An 18,408-nucleotide genomic window follows, 5' to 3' on the forward strand; every position below is an offset into this window, starting at 1 on the left:
TCCGGTTCGCGGGTGCACCAACCGGCCGGTAGGTTGCGGGAGTTACCGACCCAGCCATACAGAACCGTGCCGGAGAGTGTCGTGGTCCGCCCCTTCGACGTCAACGAGATCTATCCCGACGACCCGGCCGACTCGGTGCGGCTTCCCCGGCGGAGGGCCGGGGGGTCACCGCAGAGTCTCGCGGTGACGCTGCTGGCCGACTACACGTTGCGCACCCGCGCGCCCGTGCCGTCGGGGGCGATCGTGGCGCTCCTGGGGGAGTTCGGTGTCACCCCCGCCGCCAGTCGCACCGCCATCAGCCGGCTGGCGCGGCGGGGCGTGCTGGAGAGCAGCAGGCACGGCCGGCACAGCTCCTACCGGCTGAGTGACCCCGCCGCGGTCAACCTCTCCCTCTCAGGGCATTCGATCGTGGCGTTCACCGAGCGGGCCGAGAAGTGGGACGGCTCGTGGACGGTCATCTCCTTCTCGCTTCCCGAAGGCCGTAGCGCCGAGCGGCGGACGCTGCGGGGACGACTGCGCTGGCTCGGGTACGCGCCGCTGTACGACGGGCTGTGGCTGTCGCCCCGGCCGTTCACCCCGAGGGCGCGCGAGGAACTGGCCCAGGTCGGCCCCGGATCGCTGACGGTCTTCCGGGCCCAGCACGTGGAACTGGAGTCGGCCGCCCGCCGTGATCCGCTGGACGCCTGGGACGTCGAGGCCATCGCCGAGGAGTACACGTCCTTCGTCGACCGGTGGAGTCCGCTGCTCGACCGGATGCGGGCCGGTGGGGTGAGCGGCGTCGAGGCCGTCTGCGCGCGTACCGAGGTCATGGACACCTACCGCCGGTTCCACGTCCTCGACCCGCGGCTGCCGATGCGGTGCATGCCGCGGGGCTGGCGAAGGGAGCAGGTCAGGGACGTCTTCACCGCTGTCTACGACGGCCTCGCCGAGACCGCCCAGGAGCACGTCCGGACGGTGGCCGCACTGCCCTCGGCCGCGGACGGCGGTGTCGGGGCGCACACCACCTCGGATCTGCTCGCGGGAGTGTGGCTCGGGGATCCTCCGTCGGCCAACTCCGAGTGAGTGCCGATTGATTGACGGTTTTCTGTCCGGGGGATACGGTCATTGTTATATGAGGTAGGGGCTCCTGGGGCTCTGGTGGCCGCCCGCGGCCCTCGTTCCTTGTCCGCGAGGGACGCGGGCGGCCACCACCCTGATCGGCCGCGGCCTCGTCGTTCGCAGCCTCAGGTCCGCAGCCTCAGGTCCGCAGCTCCATCGGCCTCATGCAGTCGCGCCCACGTCGCGGGTCCGCACGTGGGTGTTCCCCCCACCGCCGTACGGACGGCCGCGGCCGCGTGCCGTACGGCGCATCCCGAGGAGTCCGCAGTGAAGAGTCCCCGCAGACCGTTAGCAAGGCTGGCCGCCGCGGTGGTGGCGGTCGGCATCGTGTTCATCGGCCTCGTCACCGTGGCGCCGGCCCAGGCCGCGTCGCTGAACCAGGTGACCAACTTCGGTGACAATCCCGGCAACATGCAGATGCACGTCTACGTACCGGACAGCCGCCCCGCGAAGCCGGCCGTCGTGGTGGCCATGCACGGCTGTGGCGGCACCGGTCCCAACTTCTACTCCGGCAGCGAGTTCGCCTCACTCGCCGACCGGTACGGATTCATCGTCGTCTACCCGACCGCGACCCAGTCGGCGGGCTTCGGCAAGTGCTTCGACACCTGGTCGGACGCGGCCAAGCGCCGCGGCGGCGGCAGTGACCCCGTCTCGATCATCTCGATGATCAACTACGTGAAGCAGCAGTACAACGGCGACCCGAACCAGGTGTACGCCACCGGGAGTTCTTCCGGCGGCATGATGACCCAGCACATGCTGGCCCTGTACCCGGACGTGTTCAAGGCCGGCGCCTCCTTCATGGGTGTTCCGTTCGGATGCTTCGCCAACGCGGCGGACTACCCTCCCGGTACGAGCAAGTGCACTGGCGGAAGCATGAACAGGACTCCCCAGCAGTGGGGTGACCTGGTGCGGCAGGCGTACCCCGGGTTCAGTGGAACGCGACCGCGGATCCAGCTGTGGCACGGCACCGGCGACACCCTCGTGCCGTACCAGCTGCTGCAGGAGAGCGTGAAGCAGTGGACCGACGTGTTCGGGCTCGGTCAGACGCCGACGTCCTCCGACACCCCGCAGTCGGGCTGGAACCGCCAGCGCTTCGCCAACTCGTCCGGAGCCGTGAACGTGGAGGCGTACAGCATCCAGGGCGCCGGCCACTCCCTGCCGTCGAGCGGGATGGCCGCCCAGGCCGTCCAGTTCTTCGGACTGACCGGCAGCACCCCGGGCCCCGGTCCGACGACCGGAGGCCCCGGTACCCCGCCGGCCGAAGGGGCCGCGTGCAAGGTGACCGCCGCGGTCACCTCCTGGGGCAACGGGCTCACCGAGAACCTCACGATCACGAACACCGGCAGCTCCGCGGTGAACGGATGGTCGCTCGCGTTCACCCTCCCCGGCGGGCAGACGATCACCAACGGGTGGAACGCCACCTACAAGGGGACCGGTGGCCAGGTGACCGCCACCAACGTGAGCTACAACGGCGCGATCGCCGCAGGACAGTCCACGACGATCGGCTTCCAGGCGACCCACAGCGGCAACACGGCCCCGCCGACCGGATTCACGCTCAACGGCACCTCCTGCGGCGCGGGCTGACCGGAGGCCCGACCGGACACCGGGCAGGCCGGAACCCCGTCGGGGGTTCCGGCCTGCCCTCGTGCCGTCAGGTCGCCCCGGCCCCGCGTGCGCGTACACCGCCAGGGGGCCGACGACGTCTGCACGCGTCCGAACCATTGACAGGTTTCCTGATCGTCCCAACACTGGCCATCGATCAGGAAACCTGACAGTTTTCCGGGCCGGCAGTGCGAAGGAGCCCTGGCATGAAGCCCTCAGATCCCACCTCCGGCGACAACACGCAGCTGCGCCGTGCCGTCACCTCCAGCTTCCTCGGCAGCGTCATCGAGTACTACGACTTCCTGCTGTACGCGACCGCCTCCGCGGTGGTCTTCGCCGAGGTGTTCTTCTCCGACCTCGATCCCCTGGCCGGTACGGTGGCCAGCTTCGGCACCCTGGCCACCGGCTACGTGGCCCGGCCGCTGGGCGGTGTGCTGTTCGGGCATTTCGGGGACCGGCTGGGCCGCAAGAACATGCTGGTGCTGTCGATGACGCTGATGGGCGTCGCCAGCTTCCTGATCGGCGTGCTTCCCACCCACGCGAGTGCCGGAAGCCTGGCGCCGATCGCGCTGGTGCTGCTGCGGGTGCTGCAGGGTGTCGCGGTGGGCGGCGAGTGGGGCGGTGCGGTGCTGATGTCCGCCGAACACGCCAAGAGGCGGCGCGGGTTGTGGGCGAGCTTCACCAACGCAGGCGCGCCGTGCGGCATGGCGGTGTCCACGGTCGTGATGTCGGCGACCGCCTCGGCCGTCGGCGAGGAGGCGTTCCTCGCCTGGGGCTGGCGCATACCGTTCCTGCTGAGCGTCGTGCTGCTGGCCATCGGTCTGTTCGTGCGGCTGCGGGTGACGGAGACGCCCGTCTTCACCTCGGCCGCCGCCGAGGCGGAGCCCCGGCGCACCCCGCTCTGGGACGTGCTGCGCAACCACCCACGGGTACTGCTGCTCGGCGTGGGAGTCGGCCTGAGCGCGTTCGTGATGCAGGGCACCCTCACCACGTTCATCATCTCCTACGCGGTACGGGCCGGGTTCGGCCGTGACACGGTGCTGAACGCCCTCACCGTCTCGTCGACGCTGGCCGTGATCGGCATCATCGGCTGGTCCGCGGTCAGCGACCGGTTCGGCCGCCGGCCAGTGGTGGCCGCGGGCGCGGTGGCGGTGGGTGCCTATGCCTTCGTGCTCTTCCCGCTGGTCGACAGCGGCAGTACCGCCCTGCTGGTGGTGGCCGTCGTCGTGGGGCAGTCGGTGCTGCACCCGATGATGTACGGGCCGCTGGCCGCGCTGTACGCGGAACTGTTCGCCACCCGCAGCCGCTACACCGGAGCCTCGCTCGGCTATCAACTCGCGGGTCTGGGGGCCGGCTTCGCGCCGCTGATCTTCGCCCAGGCGCAGGCGCTCGGCGGCGGTACGACCGCCATCTCCCTGGTCATCGCCGGGTTCTGCGCACTCACCCTGATCTGTGTCCTGGTGCTGGGCGAGACCAGTCGCAACGAACTCTCCACGCCCGCCGAGCGTCACCCGGAGAGGCGCCAGGCGGTCTGACCCGCGTGCCGGTGCCGGTCGCCCCGCGCCCGCTCCGTCACCGGGGCGGGCGCAGGGCCCGCCAGGACCCGTCGAGGGACGAGCGCAGACGCGCACGTTCCGCCCTGCTCAGCCCCGAGAGCATCAACTCCTCGATCGCGGCGTGCGCGTCGGCGTACTCGGCGAGGAGGCGACGGCCTTCCTCCGTCAGGTGCACCAGCAGTTCGCGGCGGCTGGCCGGGTTGGGGGAGCGGGAGATCAGCTCACGCTGTTCCAGTGCGCGCAGCATGTCGGCCATGGCCTGCGGCGTGACGAAGGAGTCGCGCGCCAGCTGGGCCGCCGAGATGCCGTCGCGCCGTTCGAGCACGGTGAGCGCCGTGTACTGAAGGGTTGTCACCCCGGAACCGCGCAGCATCTCGTCGAGCCGTGCGCGGATGACGAGCTCGAGGCGCTTCACCGCGTACAGCAAGGACGGCGGCGCACTCCGGCCCTCGGCTTCTTCCACCGTTTCCCTCCCAGCTATTGACAGGAATCCTGATGGTATCAACGATGGTTGATCATCAAGATTCCTGATGGTCTGGAGATGGTGTGACCGCAGAGAACAACCTCCCCGCATCCCTGTCGCTGGACCGCCACGGCGACATCGCGGTCCTGACACTGAGCCGCTCGGCCAAGCGCAACGCCCTGGACGACGCCACCGTACTCGGCCTCGGCGCGTTCTTCGACGCCCCGCCCGCCTGGGCGAAGGCGGTCGTGCTGGCCGCCGACGGCGAGCACTTCTGCGCGGGGCTCGACCTCGCGGAGCTCATGGAACGGGACGCGGTGCAGGGCCTGCACCACTCCCGCATGTGGCACCGGGCCTTCGCGCGGATCGAGGCCGGGACGGTCCCGGTGATCGCGGTGCTCAAGGGCGCCGTGGTGGGAGGCGGCCTGGAACTCGCCGCGGCGGCCCACCTGAGGATCGCCGAGGACTCCGCCTTCTTCGTCCTGCCGGAAGGCGAGCGCGGCCTGTTCGTCGGGGGAGGAGCCTCCGTCCGGCTGCCGCGGCTGATCGGCGTCGCCCTGATGGCCGACATGATGCTCACCGGCCGGGTGCTGAACGCCGACGAGGGGGCCGCCGCCGGGCTCGCCACCTACCGGGCCGCCGACGGGGAAGGGCTGGCCAAGGCGCTCGAACTCGCCGCCCGCGTCGCCCGCAACTCACCCGTCACCAACTACGCGGTGATCCACGCCCTGCCCAGGATCGCCGAAGCCTCGCCCGAGACCGGTCTGCTCCTCGAGTCCCTGATGGCCGGCGTCGTCCAGAGCAGCCCCGAGGCCAAGGACCGGATGAACGCCTTCCTGTCCGGCCGGGCCGCCAAGGTCGGCGCTCCCACCCCCACCCCCACCCCGGCTCCCACCCCCACCCCGGCTCCCACCCCCACCCCCACTCGCACCTCCGCCGACGAGGAGGCATGATGAGCGCCCCCCTCCCTCCCCGGGAACCCGAACTCCTCCACACGCCCGCCCCGGAGCAGGTCCGCGACGCGCGTGTGCAGGACTTCCTGGTCTGGCTGCGGGACCGCCGCGGAGCCGACCTCGAGTCCTGGAACGCCCTGTGGGTATGGTCCGTCCGCTCCCTGGAGGACTTCTGGGAGTCGGTCCGGGAGTACTTCGGCGTCCGCTTCCACACCCCCGCCGAGGAGGTCCTCACCACCCGGCGGATGCCCGGCGCCCGCTGGTTCCCCGGGGCCACCCTCAACTACGCCGAGCACGCCTTCGGCCGGCCCGAGGACGCGGACACGGTCGCCGTCGTCGCGCACTCCCAGACCAGGGAGCCCGTCGAGCTGACCTTCGCCGAACTCGGCGAGCGGGTACGGAGGGCACGGGCCGGTTTGCGCCGCCTCGGTGTCCGCGAGGGCGACCGGGTCGCCGGTTACCTGCCCAACATCCCCGAGACGCTGGTCGCCTACCTGGCGACCGCCAGCCTCGGTGCCGTATGGGCGGGCTGCGCACCGGAGTTCGGGCCGCGCAGCGTGCACGACCGGTTCGGCCAGGTGGAGCCCACGGTCCTGCTCGCCGTCGCCGGGTACACCTACGGCGACAAGGAGATCGACAAGCGGGCCGAGGTCGCCCAGATCCACGCGGCGCTGCCCGGGGTCCGGCACCTCGTCCATGTCCCGTACGGACCACACACCCTGGACGACGCGGTGCCGTGGGCCGACCTGCTCGCCGACACCGACGAGCCCCTGGCCTTCGAGCCCGTTCCGTTCGACCATCCGCTGTGCGTGCTGTTCTCCTCCGGCACCACCGGAAAGCCCAAGGCGATCGTGCACGGCCACGGCGGCCTGCTGCTCGAACACCTGAAGAACCACGCCTTCCACTGGGACCTGGGCCCCGGTGACCGGTTGATGTGGTTCAGCACCACGGCGTGGATGATGTGGAACGCGCTCGTCTCGGCGCTGCTGGTCCGCTCCTCGATCGTGATGATCGACGGCAACCCGCTCCATCCCGGGCTGCGCGAGCAGTGGCGGCTCGCCGAGCACACCGGCGCGACCCTGGTGGGCGCGAGCCCCGGCTACCTCATGGCGTGCCGCAAGGAGGGAGTGCGGCCCGCCGAGGAGTTCGACCTGTCCCGGCTGCGGCAGCTCGGGGTGGCGGGCAGCCCGTTCCCGCCCGAGGGCGCCCGGTGGGTGGCCGAGCAGTTCGGCAGCCGGGTCCTGCTCAACGTCGGCAGCGGCGGAACGGACGTCTGCACCGGGCTGGTACAGGCGTCGCCGCTCACACCGGTGTACGCCGGCGAGATGTCGGGCCCGAGCCTGGCCGTCGACGTCAAGGCGTTCGACCAGGACGGGGTGGCCGTGGCCGGGGAACTGGGCGAGCTGGTGATCACCTCACCGATGCCGTCCATGCCGGTCGGCCTCTGGGGCGACCGGGACGGCAGCCGGCTGAGGGACGCGTACTTCTCGGCCTATCCGGACGCCTTCCGCTTCGGCGACTGGTGCCGGTTCTCCGAGGCGGGCTCCTGCCTGATCACCGGCCGTTCCGACGCCACCCTCAACCGGGGCGGCGTGCGGCTGGGCACCGGCGAGTTCTACCGGGTCCTGCAGGACGCCGACGAGATCACCGACAGCGTCGTCATCCACCTCGAGGACCCCGCCGGCGGCATGGGTGAACTGATCCTCTTCGTGGTGCCGAGCCCCGGCACCACGGTCGACGACGGCCTGCGCGAGGCCCTGGCCGCACGGATACGGTCCGCCCTGTCTCCACGCCACGTGCCGGACCGGATCGTCGCGGTACCGTCCGTGCCGTACTCCCGGACCGGCAAGAAACTGGAAGTGCCGGTCAAACGGATCCTGCTCGGCGCCGACCCGGCCGCCGTCGCCTCCCCGGGCGCACTCGTCGACCCGTCGGCCCTGGACGCGTTCGCGGAGTACGGCCGCCGGCACGCGGAGGACCTTCGATGAGCGCCGGGCACGCCGCTGTGGCGGGCACCGGCGTCATCGGCGCGGGATGGGCGGCACTGTTCCTGGCCCACGGCCTCGACGTCCGGGCCCACGACCCCGCCGACGGCGCCGAGGAACGGCTGCGGGAGTCCGTACGGCAAGCGTGGCCGGCCCTGGCCCGGCTCGGCCTCGCCGAGGGCGCGGACCCGGACCGGCTGCGCTTCACGGACAGCGCGGCGGAGGCCGCCGACGGGGCGCGCTTCGTGCAGGAGAGCGGCCCGGAGACGGAGGACGCCAAGCGGCGGCTGCTCGCCGAACTCGACGAGGCGGCCCCGCCGTCGGCCCCGCTGGCGAGCAGTTCCTCCGGGCTGATGCCCACCACGCTTCAGGAGATGTGCCCGCGCCGACCGGAACGGGTGCTGGTCGGGCACCCCTTCAACCCCTCCTACCTGATCCCGCTGGTCGAGGTGGTGCCCGGCACGCGGACCGAGCGGTCCGTCGTCGAGGAGACACTCCGCTTCTACACCGAGCTCGGCAAACGGCCGGTCCTGGTACGGCGCGAGGTGCCCGGCCACGTCACCAACCGCCTGCAGGCCGCCCTGTGGCGGGAGGCCTACTCGCTGGTGGAACGGGGCGTGGCCACCGTCGCCGACATCGACACGGCCGTATCCGAAGGCCCCGGCCTGCGATGGGCGCTGCTCGGCCCCCTGGTCAATCAGCACCTGTCCGGCGGGCCGGGCGGCATGGCCCACACCCTGCAACACCTCGGACCGCCCGCCCAGCGCTGGATGGACGACCTCGGCGCACCACAGCTCACCCCGGCCCTGGCCGAAGCGCTGGTCCGCGGCGTCGACGAGGAACTGGCCGGCGTCGACCAGGCGCGCATGGTGGCCGAAAGGGACGCCCTGCTGATCCAGCTCATCGAGGAGAAGCGCCGCCGGTCCCTGCCCTGACACATCGGCCCACTGCTTCGAGGAGGACCACCACATGCCCGCCCGTTACAGCCCCCGCGTCGACCCGGACGCCATCGTCGCCCTCGACACCCACGTCCACATCGAATGCGACGCCCACGGCCATCTCTCACTGGACCAGGAACTGATGGACGCATCGGCCGCGTACTTCCGTGCCGGCCATCCGCGGACGCCCACCCTCGAGCAGACGGCCGAGCACTACCGCGCCCGGAACATGGCCGCGGTCGTCTTCACCGTCGACGCCACCACCGGCCTCGGCCATCCCCCGCTCTCCAGCGAGGAGATCGCCGAACGCGCCGCCGAACACGCAGACGTGCTCCTGCCGTTCGGCTCGGTCGACCCGCTGCGCGGCGCCCGGGCCGTACGGCAGGCACGCCGCCTGGCCGAGGAGTACGGCGTCCTCGGCTTCAAGTTCCACCCCAGCCTGCAGAACTTCGAGCCCAACGACCCCGCCCACTACCCGCTGTGGGACACGCTCCAGGAACTCGGCACGGTCGCCCTCTTCCACACCGGGCAGACCGGCATCGGCGCCGGACTCCCCGGCGGGCGCGGCATCAAGCTGCGGTACTCCGACCCGATGCTCCTCGACGACGTGGCCGCGGACTTCCCCCACCTGACCATGGTGCTCGCCCACCCGTCGGTGCCATGGGTGGACTCCTCGATCTCGATCGCCACCCACAAGGCCAACGTGTACATCGACCTGTCGGGCTGGTCCCCCAAGTACTTCCCGCCGCAGCTGGTCCGCCAGGCCAACGGCCCGCTGCGCCACAAGGTCCTCTTCGGCTCCGACTTCCCGGTCCTCGCCCCCGACCGGTGGCTCGCGGACTTCGAAAGGCTGGACATCAAGGACGAGGTGCGCCCCCTGATCCTCAAGGAGAACGCTCTGCGCATGCTGGGACTGGACGGGCCTCGGCCGCACCGACCGCCGGGCGTCGGCTGATCCGCTCCGGACACCCTCGGACAGGAGACGGTCCTGCCGCACGGGTCCGGAGACCGCCGGCACGGAAGGCGCCGGCACGGCGAGGGGCGCGCTCGTCACGACCAGGCGGCCAGCCGGCTTCCCAGCACGTCCAGGCCGTGCCGGAGCCGCCGGAAGTACGTGGCGCGGCTGAGGTGGAGCTGCAGGGTGAGCTGCTGATGGGTGCGCCGGCGACCGAGGTAGTAGTGCAGCAGGATCCAGCCCGCCTCGGCGTCCTCCAGGACGTCGCTCGCCGCCAAGGCACGTACGTTCTCCCGTAGCCAGCTCTGGAGATCCGCCACCGTCGACGTGCGCGCGGTCGACAGCAGGGGGCTGTCCGACAGCCGTGCCGCGTCGTGGATGTCGGCCAGCGCGCGCCCCACCTCCCGGCCCAGCGATCGTCGGGACCCGTCGGGGCCGCCCGTGGCGGGAGCGAGCCTGTCCACCCAGGCGGGTATCGCGTGCGGACCGAAGTCCTGGCTGTAGATCTCGGGCTTGCGGCCGCACCGGTAGATGTCGTCGGTGGTCGTGCCGTGCCGGTGGAAGCGCAGGCCGCGCAGCAGCCGTTGGTAGTCGGGGCTAGGGGTGGAGATGGTGAGCAGCTGGCCGCGGGACACGACCTGGCGGAAGAGGCAGCGCAGGAGTTGCGCGCGCATGCCCCGGTCCGGGCAGTAGGCGGCTCCGAGCAGCATCGTGCCGATGCTTCGCCTCCGCTCGAGCAGCTCGTCGGTGTGTTCCTGGAGCAACGTCTCCACGCTGTTGATGGTGTGTTCGCCGACGTGGAACAGACCGGCGAGGCCCATGGCCCTGCCGTCGGGGTCCTGCACCAGATGGAAGCCGGCCGGGTCGTCGTGCAGCCACCGCTCGACCATGCGGTCGGTCCGCCCGGTGTCCAGCCCTCCGTGCCGGGCCCACGCGTACATCAGCTCGCCCACGGTGCCGGAGTCGCCCGGCGTGGCCGGCCGCACCGTGCCGGTGGACGGGCTCGCCGGGAAGAACGTCTCGCGTACGGCGGTGCTGTCGGACAGGGCCATGATGCCCTCGGCGAGCCGTGACCGGTGCGCCGCGACGGGCTCCGTGGCCAGCAGCCGCTTGCGGTAGGCCAACGTCCGGGTCCGCGAACCGCGGTGGGTGACGGGCCGGCGCCAGCGATGGGCCAGTTCGACCACACTGCGGAACGGCTCGGCCACGGCGAGCCCGAGTTCCGTGCGGTGGACGACGCTGAGCCCGCCGACGGCGTCGAAGAGCCGCCGGTCGGCCCCCAGCAGCGTCTCGTCACCGGCCCACATGGTGGCCAGCGCGTCCAGGGCGGGCTGCCAGAGGCCGGTGGGCAACTCCCGGGCGAGCCGGTCGGTGATCTCCTGGGCGGCCACGTCGGCCACGGCCCCCGTCGCCCGGGGTGAGACACCCGCGTGCAGCGCCCGGCACGCCGCCGCGGCGATCATCGGGTTGCCCGCCGCGAGCCGGACGACGAGGTCCTGGCCCTGCGCGTCGGTCACCTGGGCGGTGTCCGCCGCCAGCCGTCCGATCCGTTCGTCCGGCCATGCGGAGACGCTGAGCACCGCGGTGCCCGACAGGGTCCACCCGCTGCGGGACAGCAGCGAACACCGGCTGACGAGCAGGACGGGTCTACCGCCGTGGCGCGGCCGGGACCGGACGGGTTCCACCGCCGCCAGGGCGTCCGCGCCGTCCACACTGTCAAGGACCAGGGGATCGCCGGTGTCCTCGGCGAGCGCGGCCGGTACCGCCTCCCGCGCCCGCGGCACGGAAAGGTCCAGCACCGTCGCCTGCGGCAGACGGGCCGCGAGCCATGACTTGCCGCTGCCCAGCGGCCCGGTCAGGTTCAGCAGGTGGTGCTTCCCGACCGCGGCCCGCAGCGCGGCGGGCGTCGGGCGCGGTGGCGCGGCCATCCGGACCTCCTGACACGTGCGCCGCGACCGCGACCCCCTCCGGACCGCGAACACCTTATCGGTGGGTCACCGGAGCGGGAAGGAGCGGCCGCGCGAGAGTTCCTGAGACACCGATGAGACTTCAGCCCCTCGTCCCTCGGCTAGCTTGTGCCTCGCGGTCCCGCAGAGCACACGGGAGGAGACGATGGAGACCCGCACCATGTCGGTACTCGGCCTGACCAGCACGGAGGAACACGTCTACCGGCATTTCCTGCAGAACCCGCGGACACCGGCAGGCGACGTCGCTCCCCTGATCCCCGTCGACCGGCAGGAAGCACACCGGGCGATCTCGCGATTACGCGTCCTGAGACTGCTGCACGGAGACGAGGAGAGCACCTGGGCGACGGACCCTCATGTCGCCGTGACCCGCCTGGCGGAAGGGCAACTCGAGACGGTGTACCGCACGGTACGCCGGCTCACCGACATCTGGCCCATCCTCGAGTCGCTCCGGGCCGACCGGCCGGAACCGCTGCCGGACCTCCTGCCCATGACCCTCGGCCGTACGAGTACGGCGCTGCGCCGACTCGAGGACCTGACACAGGTACGCGCGCGCATCGATCAGCTGGCCTTCACCGCGCACCGGGAGATACTCGCCGCCGAACCCTACGACGCGCTGTCGCCGGACAACATCGCGCACGCCCGGACCGTCGACTTCCGTTGCCTGGAACGCGGCGTCAGGATCCGCAACCTGGTGCGCCCACAGGCCCTCGACGACCCCGGAACGCGGAGCTACCTCCTGGAGCTGTACGCGGGCGGCGCCGAGATCAGGGTCGCCGACGAGCTCTTCGACCTGATGCTCGTCTACGACCGCCGTACGGCGCTGCTCCCGATCGACGCCCACGACACCTGCCGGGGAGCGCTGTGCACCGAGGAGAGCAGCCTGGTCGGGAGCCTCGTCAGGCTCTTCGAGAAGCTGTGGGACGCGGCGACGGACTTCGCCGACCTGGCGGCTCCGAGGGCTGAGGACGCCCCCGGGCTGTCGGAGGCCCAGCGGCGGGTGCTGACCGCCATGTGCACGGCGAGCAAGGACGACGTGGGGGCGCGGCAGGCCGGCATGTCCCTGCGCACCTACCGCCGGCACATCGCGGAACTGCTGCGGGTCCTGGACGCGGGCAGCCGGGCACAGGCGGCCCTGTCGGCCCGCGAGCGGGGCTGGGTGTGACCACCGGTGATCCGCCGTCCTGGGCGCGGGACGGAACCACGCGCCCGGACGCCGGCGATGAGCCGGCCGCTGCCGACGGTCATGTCACTGCCATCCGTTGACCGAAGGCACGATTCCCGCGGCCGTGCGTGGCAGGAGGAGGGCGGTGGCGCGGCCGACGTCCGTCGCGCCGTGCGTTGTCCGGACCATGGCGATGCTCCCTACGGGTGTACTGCTGCCGACGTGGTGTGTTCCGGTGCGGGCAGGGGGCGTTCGGGCAGGTGCGGGGCGGGGATCCGGGTGGTGGCCAGCCGCCGGTAGAGGTCGTCGCCGTCGAGGAGTTCGGCGTGCGTGCCGACCGCCCGCACCCGGCCGCCGTCCAGGACCACGATGCGGTCGGCCTCCGCAACGGTGGACATGCGGTGGGCGATGACGACGACGGCGCACCTGCGGGCGATCCGCTCCAGGCCGGCGCGCAGCGCGGCCTCGGCGGTGGAGTCCAGATGGGCGGTGGCCTCGTCGAGCAGGATCACCCGGGGCTTCTGCAGCAGGGCGCGGGCCACGCACAGACGCTGCCGCTGCCCGCCGGACAACGCGGTGCCCTGTTCGCCGAGCAGGGTGTCCAGACCGTCCGGCAGGTCGGCCACCACGTCGGCGAGCCCGACCAGGTCGACGGCCTCCCGGATCTCCGCCTCCGTGGCGTCCGGCGCGCCGTAGACGATGTTCTCCCGCACCGTCCCGCGCAGGACGACGCTCTCCTGCTGCACGTACCCGACCCGCCCGCGGACGTCGGCCGGTGACAGCTCGGCGATGTCCACCCCGTCGAGCAGGACGGAACCGCCCTGTGGCCGGTAGAACCGCTCGATCAGCTGGAACACGGACGTCTTCCCCGCGCCGGAGGCGCCCACCAGGGCGGTGAGTCCGCGGTCGGGCACCGCGAAGGACACCCCGTCCAGGACGGTGCGCCCGCCGTAGCCGAAACGGACGTCGCGGAACTCCACGGCGCAACGGCCGCCGTGCGGCACCGCCGAAGGCGCCGGCCGGTCGCCCCTCCGCGGCGCGGGCACGTCCTCCTGCGGGAGGCCGGCCAGTTCGTTCACGCGCTGGACCGCCGCCCGGCCCTGCTGATAGGTGCCGATCGAGACGAACACCAGCACCAGCGGGGAGACGAGGTAGAAGAGATACGTCGTGAAGGCCGCGAAGTCGGCCGCCCCGAGGGAGCCGGTCGTCACGCGCGCCATGCCGATGCCCAGGACGGTGGCCAGGGACGCCTGGAGACCGACGTTGAGGACGGGCGTGAGCGCCGAGTTCAGCGCGGTGACCCGGTTGCCCGAGACGCGGACCCGGTCGGCGAGCCGGGCCAGGCGTTGCTGTTCACGTTCCTCCGCGCAGGCCGCCTTCACGGTGGGCAGGGCGGACATCACCCGTTGCAGGTCGGCGCCGAACGCGCCGGAGTCCTCGCGGTTGGCCAGCGCGGCCCGGCGCAGCCCGCGGGCCAGCCACACGGAGCCGGTGCTCGCGGCGCCGAGGCAACCCACGGCGATCAGCAGCAGCCAGAGGTCCGTCCAGGCCATCATCACCACCCCGCCGACCACGATCATGCCGTTGAGGACGATCTGCGCGAGGCTCTGCGTCAGCGAGATCTTCAGCAGGGCCGTGTCGGAGACCAGCCGGGTGTGCACGTCGCCCTGCCGCTGGGTGTTCAGGTGCGACAGGTCGGCGCGCAGGACCTTCCCGGCGAGCACCACACGGGCGTCGCGGACGATGTTCTCCCCGGCCCGGCCGACGACGTAGCCCTGGGCCGCCGACAGCACGGCGTCCGTGAGGAGCAGGACGACCAGGAGCACCACCAGGCCGGTCACCGGCCGGTGCCGGCCGGCCGCCTCGATGAGGCCGGACAGGATCACGGGCTGCGCCAGGGTGCACACCACCCCCGCCGTGCCCAGCAGCAGGCCGAGGAGGAGCATGCGCCGCTGGTTCCGGGTCAGCTCCCGGATCATGCCGGGCGGTGCCTGGCCGACGGTGGTCACACCCGCTCCTCGCGGTCGGCGGCCCGGACGTACCGGCTGATGTGGACCGGGCTGTGTTCGGGCAGGAACGGCCCGCCCGCCCAGTCACCCTGCCGCGAGACGAGGACGAGCCCCGCGTCGGCGGCGTGGGCGTCGATGTCCTCGGGCGTCGTGAGCCGGGTGATCTCGGAACCGACGCGCACCCGGCCGTCCTCGTGCCACAGGTGCGAGGTGTGCCACAGGTTCTGCTCGGGCAGCAGGGTGGAGTATGTCTGCAGCCCGGTTCCGGGTTTTGGGTACGGCACGAAGAACGAGGTGCGCGACGCCCCTTCGTGCAGCGCGTGCACGGCACCGGGGTTGTGGGTCTCCACCACCAGGCTGCCTCCCGGGGCCAGGTGCCGGGCGGCGCGGGCGACGACACCGCGCTGCTCGACGGGGTCGAGCACGAGCGAGATCGTGCCGCACACGCTGTAGACCAGGCCGTATCCGGTGCCGTCGGCGTAGCCGCGGATGTCTCCGTGCACGGCGGTGACCGGGACTCCGGCGGCCTCGACGGCGGCGCGCAGGAGCTCGAGCATCTCCGGTGACGAGTCCACGCCGACCACCTCACCGGTCAGGCGGGCGAGGGGGACGGCGATCCGCCCGGTCCCGACGCCGAGTTCCAGGGCGCGACCGCCGGCCTGCCAGCGGGCCAGTGCCGCGGCCGTGCGCTCGGGAAGGCCGTCCGGTGGGAAGAGGCGGTCGTAGAAGTCGGCGAACATCCTGCCGTAGCCGATGTCCCGCACCTCCGGTGCGACGGGGTCCTCGGCCGGGGAACTGGTCACGGTGTTCATGCACGCCCGCCTTCCGCGGCTGCCGCGACCCGCCCGCGCATCGGTGTGTAGGGGGAGACGAAGAGGATCTCGGGCTCTTCGGCGTCGTCGTAGCCCGCGTTGCGCACGAGGGTGAACTGGAAGCCCTTGACGGCGGCGGCGCCCGAACGTGCGATCCCGGCCTCGAAGTACGCGCGCAGCATGCGGTAGCCGGGCAGGGTGCCCGCTCTGGACAGGCCCTTGTCGAGGTGGCGCAGCACCTCGGTGGCCAGGTCGAAGACCGCCTTCTCCGCCCGGCGCTCCGGGAACCAGAGGATCTGGCGGGGAGTGCGGCCCTGGATGACCTCCACCGGGAACCACTCGGACGTCCTGCCCGCCTCGTCGAGGGTCCGGCAGTAGAACTGGAGGTCGTGCTGGGCTGGATTCGGTGCGAAGAAACGCCAGTTGGGAAACACCACGTTGAGCACGTCGAGCCGCAGCACCCGGCTGAACGCCGGGCTGGGATGCTGCGAGCAGACGGTACCCAGCAGGACGAGGCCGGCCAGCAGGCGGACCGTGCCCGCCTGGCCCGCGAAGTGGCGGGCCAGCAGCTCGCGGCCGGTGCGGGAGAGGGCACGGGCGCTGCTCATCGGGCCTCCCGTGCGAGGGCGGTGCCGGAGCCGACAGCGGGCCCGCCGGCGGTTTCGGCCAGAAAGGCCAGCAGGTGACCGCATGCCTCCGCGGCGTGCAGGGGGTCCGTCAGCAGACTGTCGTGGTCGGATCCTTCGACGACGACGGTGCGGACGGTCCGCCCGGGCAGGTGCGCGTCGGCGAGTTCCTTGTGCAGCAGCAGGTGGTCGGGATCCTGGTCGACCGTACGCTGGGCCGACAGCACCAGTGCGTGGGTGTCGAGGCCGTGCAGGGCACCGGTGAAGGCGCGGAACTCGCGCTCCGCCGCCCGCCATTCGCGGATGGCCGCCGTCCACAGACGGGCGTCGGCGTACTCGGCCATGGCCTTGCCCCGCACCGGGTGGGGCAGGTTGTGCACCCACCCCGGGGTCTGCAGCAGGGCGCCCATGCCCAGACGCAGGCTGACCGACATGGTCCGCAGCGACTCCAGGACCTTCCCGGCGGTCTTCCCCTGCTGCTCCGACCGGTCGAGCTGCCCGGGGTGGGAGCTGTCGACGTAGACGACGGAGTGCGTCCGCCCCCCGAGCCGTGCCGCCGCCCGCCGGGCGATCTCGCCGCCCAGGGAGTGGCCGACCAGCACCACCTGGCGGTCCTCGGGGACCGCCGCCGCGACCAGGTCGACCAGGTCGTCGACCGACTCCCCGAGGTGGTACGGACCGGTGGCGCGGCGCTGGCTCGGGCCGTAGCCGGCCCGGCTGTGGACCAGCCACTGCCGGCCTTCGGCGTTGAGCGCACGGACGTACCAGCCGAAGTGCGCGGTGCCGGCACCCAGACCGTGGAGGAGGACGAGCACCGGACCGGTGCCCTCGGCGGTGACCGTCCCGTCGAAGCCGATCCGGTTGCCGTGCCGGGTGGTCACGGTGCCGCCACCGTACGGGTGGTCGGTGACCCGCAGCCGGCGGTTGACGGCCACCGCGGCCGCGACGGCCGCGCCTCCCAGGGCCAGAAGGCCCGCGGCGGCCGGCATGCGGTCGTCCCGCCCGGCCACCGCGGGATGGCTGCGGGGCGCGCTGGTGTAGGCGACCATCGGGTACATCGCGGTGAACGCGGGGACGAACCTGCCGAGGCCCATCACGAAGCCGTTGGCCACATGGAACAGGGCGGTGCCGCCCAGCACCGGGCGGGCGAGCCGGCCACCCTTGAGGTAGAGCACGGGGAACAGGCACTCCAGAGCCAGCACCCCGTGCGCGAAGGCACGCGCGGACTTCGGGAAACGCCGCGTCAGTTCCCATACCCCCTTGTGCCCGTAGGTCCTCGTGCGCATCACCCCTGACATGGCGGAGCCGTCACGCCAGTCCCGGCCGAGCAGCTTGACCCAGCCGGCGACCGCGTAGGAGAGGTTGGACTGGAGCGCCACGTACCACAGCAGGGCGTCCTGCGCCTGCGGCGAGGACACGAGCCGGGCCGCCCCGGTCGCCGTCTGCACCAGACCGGACGCCTGGTCGGAACCGTCGGTGCCGTAGCGCTGGGTCGAGTAGAGGACGGCCCCGCTCGCTCCGAGGAAGAGGTTGGCCGCACCGCGCCAGCGCCCGCTGCCCGGCAGCAGGAGGGCGGCGCTCGCGGCCACCCGCGTGGTGTGCAGGGCGATGTCGGTCCGGTCGTCGGCCGCCAGGTCCAGCAGCCGCCGGAACGGCCTGCCGAACCGGACGTAGGACTCCCTGGCGACCGACCAGTCGTTCAGCCCGCCGGGCCGGCGCGGCCCCCGGTCGGCGAGGCGCTCGAGACTGGACAGCAGCGAGGTCACCGCCGCGATGCGCTCGGAGGCGCCGATGGCCTGCGCACGGGAGACCGGGACGGGCCGGAAGAGCGAGGACAGCGCCGCCCGGGCCACGGATCTCGCTCTGCTCGGGACGCCTGCGGATAAGGGCACGGTGAGAATTCCTTCGTGTGGCAACGTCACGTCATGGGCGTGTGAGTCAGGGACGTGCGGACGGCACAGGGCGCACTCCCCGCCGGTCCTCGCGGCGCCCGGCCGGCCGGCCCTCGGTCCGGCGGCGTCCGCCGGCGGACCGAGGACCGGCGGTGCGGTCGAGGAGCACAGAACTATTGGGGATCCTTGCTCCCGACGGCCGCGCCGATGTAGCAGCCGTACGGGAGGCCGGTCGCCGAGGGCGTCACCACGATCGCCGAGGCGACCGGAGCGCCTGTGTCCGGGACATGACCCGGGTCGTTCGCAGACAGCTCTTGGCGGGCCCGCAGGGCCCTGGGCACGGGTAGGGGTACGGGTACGGTGCTCATGAACGGCCTCCTGGTCTTCTGA

General features: G+C 72.2%; 14 protein-coding genes. 8 read left to right on the forward strand and 6 right to left on the reverse strand.

The genetic code is table 11. The features are described from left to right. The first annotated feature begins 66 nt into the window (after nucleotides 1-66). From GBN72_RS03115 to GBN72_RS03125, 3 genes are all read left to right on the forward strand, one after another. Nucleotides 67-1,062, forward strand: coding sequence for a PaaX family transcriptional regulator (locus GBN72_RS03115; protein ID WP_218042011.1), 996 nt, complete (start codon nucleotides 67-69; stop codon nucleotides 1,060-1,062). A 345-nt stretch (nucleotides 1,063-1,407) separates the two neighbouring features. Continuing rightward, a complete protein-coding gene (locus GBN72_RS03120; protein ID WP_246212224.1) occupies nucleotides 1,408-2,682 on the forward strand; it encodes an extracellular catalytic domain type 1 short-chain-length polyhydroxyalkanoate depolymerase in 1,275 nt (424 codons plus the stop codon). 224 nt (nucleotides 2,683-2,906) lie between these two features. Continuing rightward, nucleotides 2,907-4,235, forward strand: a complete 1,329-nt coding sequence (locus tag GBN72_RS03125; protein ID WP_151770061.1) for an MFS transporter — start codon at nucleotides 2,907-2,909, stop codon at nucleotides 4,233-4,235. Between the two features lie 37 nt (nucleotides 4,236-4,272). Here GBN72_RS03125 and GBN72_RS03130 read toward each other — a convergent pair whose 3' ends face one another. Next, nucleotides 4,273-4,719: a MarR family winged helix-turn-helix transcriptional regulator gene (locus GBN72_RS03130; protein WP_246212225.1), complete on the reverse strand. Its 447-nt coding sequence runs from the start codon at nucleotides 4,717-4,719 to the stop codon at nucleotides 4,273-4,275. Nucleotides 4,720-4,802: 83 nt separating this feature from the next. Between GBN72_RS03130 and GBN72_RS03135 the strand changes: the two genes are divergently transcribed. From GBN72_RS03135 to GBN72_RS03150, 4 genes are read left to right on the forward strand one after another with little or no spacing between them, the layout of a single operon-like run. Further along, entirely contained in the window at nucleotides 4,803-5,672 is an 870-nt protein-coding gene (locus tag GBN72_RS03135) for a crotonase/enoyl-CoA hydratase family protein (RefSeq protein WP_151770063.1), read from the forward strand. Continuing rightward, a complete protein-coding gene (locus GBN72_RS03140) occupies nucleotides 5,672-7,660 on the forward strand; it encodes an acetoacetate--CoA ligase (protein ID WP_151770064.1) in 1,989 nt (662 codons plus the stop codon). Before GBN72_RS03135 ends, GBN72_RS03140 begins: the two co-directional genes overlap by 1 nt. Further along, on the forward strand, nucleotides 7,657-8,592 hold the full coding sequence (locus tag GBN72_RS03145) for a 3-hydroxyacyl-CoA dehydrogenase NAD-binding domain-containing protein (RefSeq protein WP_151770065.1): 936 nt from the start codon (nucleotides 7,657-7,659) through the stop codon (nucleotides 8,590-8,592). Before GBN72_RS03140 ends, GBN72_RS03145 begins: the two co-directional genes overlap by 4 nt. Before the next feature lie 34 nt (nucleotides 8,593-8,626). Beyond that, nucleotides 8,627-9,550 carry an amidohydrolase family protein gene (locus GBN72_RS03150; protein ID WP_151770066.1) on the forward strand — a complete coding sequence of 308 codons (924 nt, stop codon included), beginning with the start codon at nucleotides 8,627-8,629 and terminating at the stop codon, nucleotides 9,548-9,550. A gap of 95 nt (nucleotides 9,551-9,645) precedes the next feature. Here GBN72_RS03150 and GBN72_RS03155 read toward each other — a convergent pair whose 3' ends face one another. After that, nucleotides 9,646-11,478, reverse strand: coding sequence for a hypothetical protein (locus tag GBN72_RS03155; RefSeq protein WP_151770067.1), 1,833 nt, complete (start codon nucleotides 11,476-11,478; stop codon nucleotides 9,646-9,648). Between the two features lie 184 nt (nucleotides 11,479-11,662). Between GBN72_RS03155 and GBN72_RS03160 the strand changes: the two genes are divergently transcribed. After that, nucleotides 11,663-12,679: a helix-turn-helix transcriptional regulator gene (locus GBN72_RS03160; protein WP_151770068.1), complete on the forward strand. Its 1,017-nt coding sequence runs from the start codon at nucleotides 11,663-11,665 to the stop codon at nucleotides 12,677-12,679. A 200-nt stretch (nucleotides 12,680-12,879) separates the two neighbouring features. Here GBN72_RS03160 and GBN72_RS03165 read toward each other — a convergent pair whose 3' ends face one another. Genes GBN72_RS03165 through GBN72_RS03180 form a run of 4 tightly spaced genes read right to left on the reverse strand, consistent with a single transcriptional unit; the run spans nucleotide 12,880 to nucleotide 18,018 of the window. Then, entirely contained in the window at nucleotides 12,880-14,688 is a 1,809-nt protein-coding gene (locus GBN72_RS03165) for an ABC transporter ATP-binding protein (RefSeq protein ID WP_439959727.1), read from the reverse strand. Next, entirely contained in the window at nucleotides 14,685-15,500 is an 816-nt protein-coding gene (locus GBN72_RS03170) for a class I SAM-dependent methyltransferase (RefSeq protein ID WP_151770069.1), read from the reverse strand. The genes GBN72_RS03165 and GBN72_RS03170 overlap by 4 nt, the downstream gene beginning before the upstream one ends. Beyond that, complete coding sequence (locus GBN72_RS03175) at nucleotides 15,497-16,108, reverse strand: hypothetical protein (RefSeq protein WP_151770070.1); 612 nt, start codon at nucleotides 16,106-16,108, stop codon at nucleotides 15,497-15,499. The genes GBN72_RS03170 and GBN72_RS03175 overlap by 4 nt, the downstream gene beginning before the upstream one ends. Beyond that, nucleotides 16,105-18,018: an alpha/beta fold hydrolase gene (locus GBN72_RS03180; RefSeq protein ID WP_246212226.1), complete on the reverse strand. Its 1,914-nt coding sequence runs from the start codon at nucleotides 18,016-18,018 to the stop codon at nucleotides 16,105-16,107. Before GBN72_RS03180 ends, GBN72_RS03175 begins: the two co-directional genes overlap by 4 nt. Nucleotides 18,019-18,408: the final 390 nt, after the last annotated feature.

Origin of the sequence: Streptomyces abyssomicinicus (assembly GCF_008974245.1) — a bacterium.
Classification (GTDB): domain Bacteria; phylum Actinomycetota; class Actinomycetes; order Streptomycetales; family Streptomycetaceae; genus Streptomyces; species Streptomyces abyssomicinicus.

What these genes read in the sequence shown, in the direction of transcription:
- GBN72_RS03125 (WP_151770061.1), top strand. Translation starts at nt 2,907, where the DNA reads ATGAAGCCCTCAGATCCCACCTCCGGCGACAACACGCAGCTGCGCCGT.
- GBN72_RS03140 (WP_151770064.1), top strand. Translation starts at nt 5,672, where the DNA reads ATGAGCGCCCCCCTCCCTCCCCGGGAACCCGAACTCCTCCACACGCCC.
- GBN72_RS03155 (WP_151770067.1), bottom strand. Translation starts at nt 11,478, where the DNA reads ATGGCCGCGCCACCGCGCCCGACGCCCGCCGCGCTGCGGGCCGCGGTC.
- GBN72_RS03175 (WP_151770070.1), bottom strand. Translation starts at nt 16,108, where the DNA reads ATGAGCAGCGCCCGTGCCCTCTCCCGCACCGGCCGCGAGCTGCTGGCC.
- GBN72_RS03170 (WP_151770069.1), bottom strand. Translation starts at nt 15,500, where the DNA reads ATGAACACCGTGACCAGTTCCCCGGCCGAGGACCCCGTCGCACCGGAG.
- GBN72_RS03145 (WP_151770065.1), top strand. Translation starts at nt 7,657, where the DNA reads ATGAGCGCCGGGCACGCCGCTGTGGCGGGCACCGGCGTCATCGGCGCG.
- GBN72_RS03160 (WP_151770068.1), top strand. Translation starts at nt 11,663, where the DNA reads ATGGAGACCCGCACCATGTCGGTACTCGGCCTGACCAGCACGGAGGAA.
- GBN72_RS03150 (WP_151770066.1), top strand. Translation starts at nt 8,627, where the DNA reads ATGCCCGCCCGTTACAGCCCCCGCGTCGACCCGGACGCCATCGTCGCC.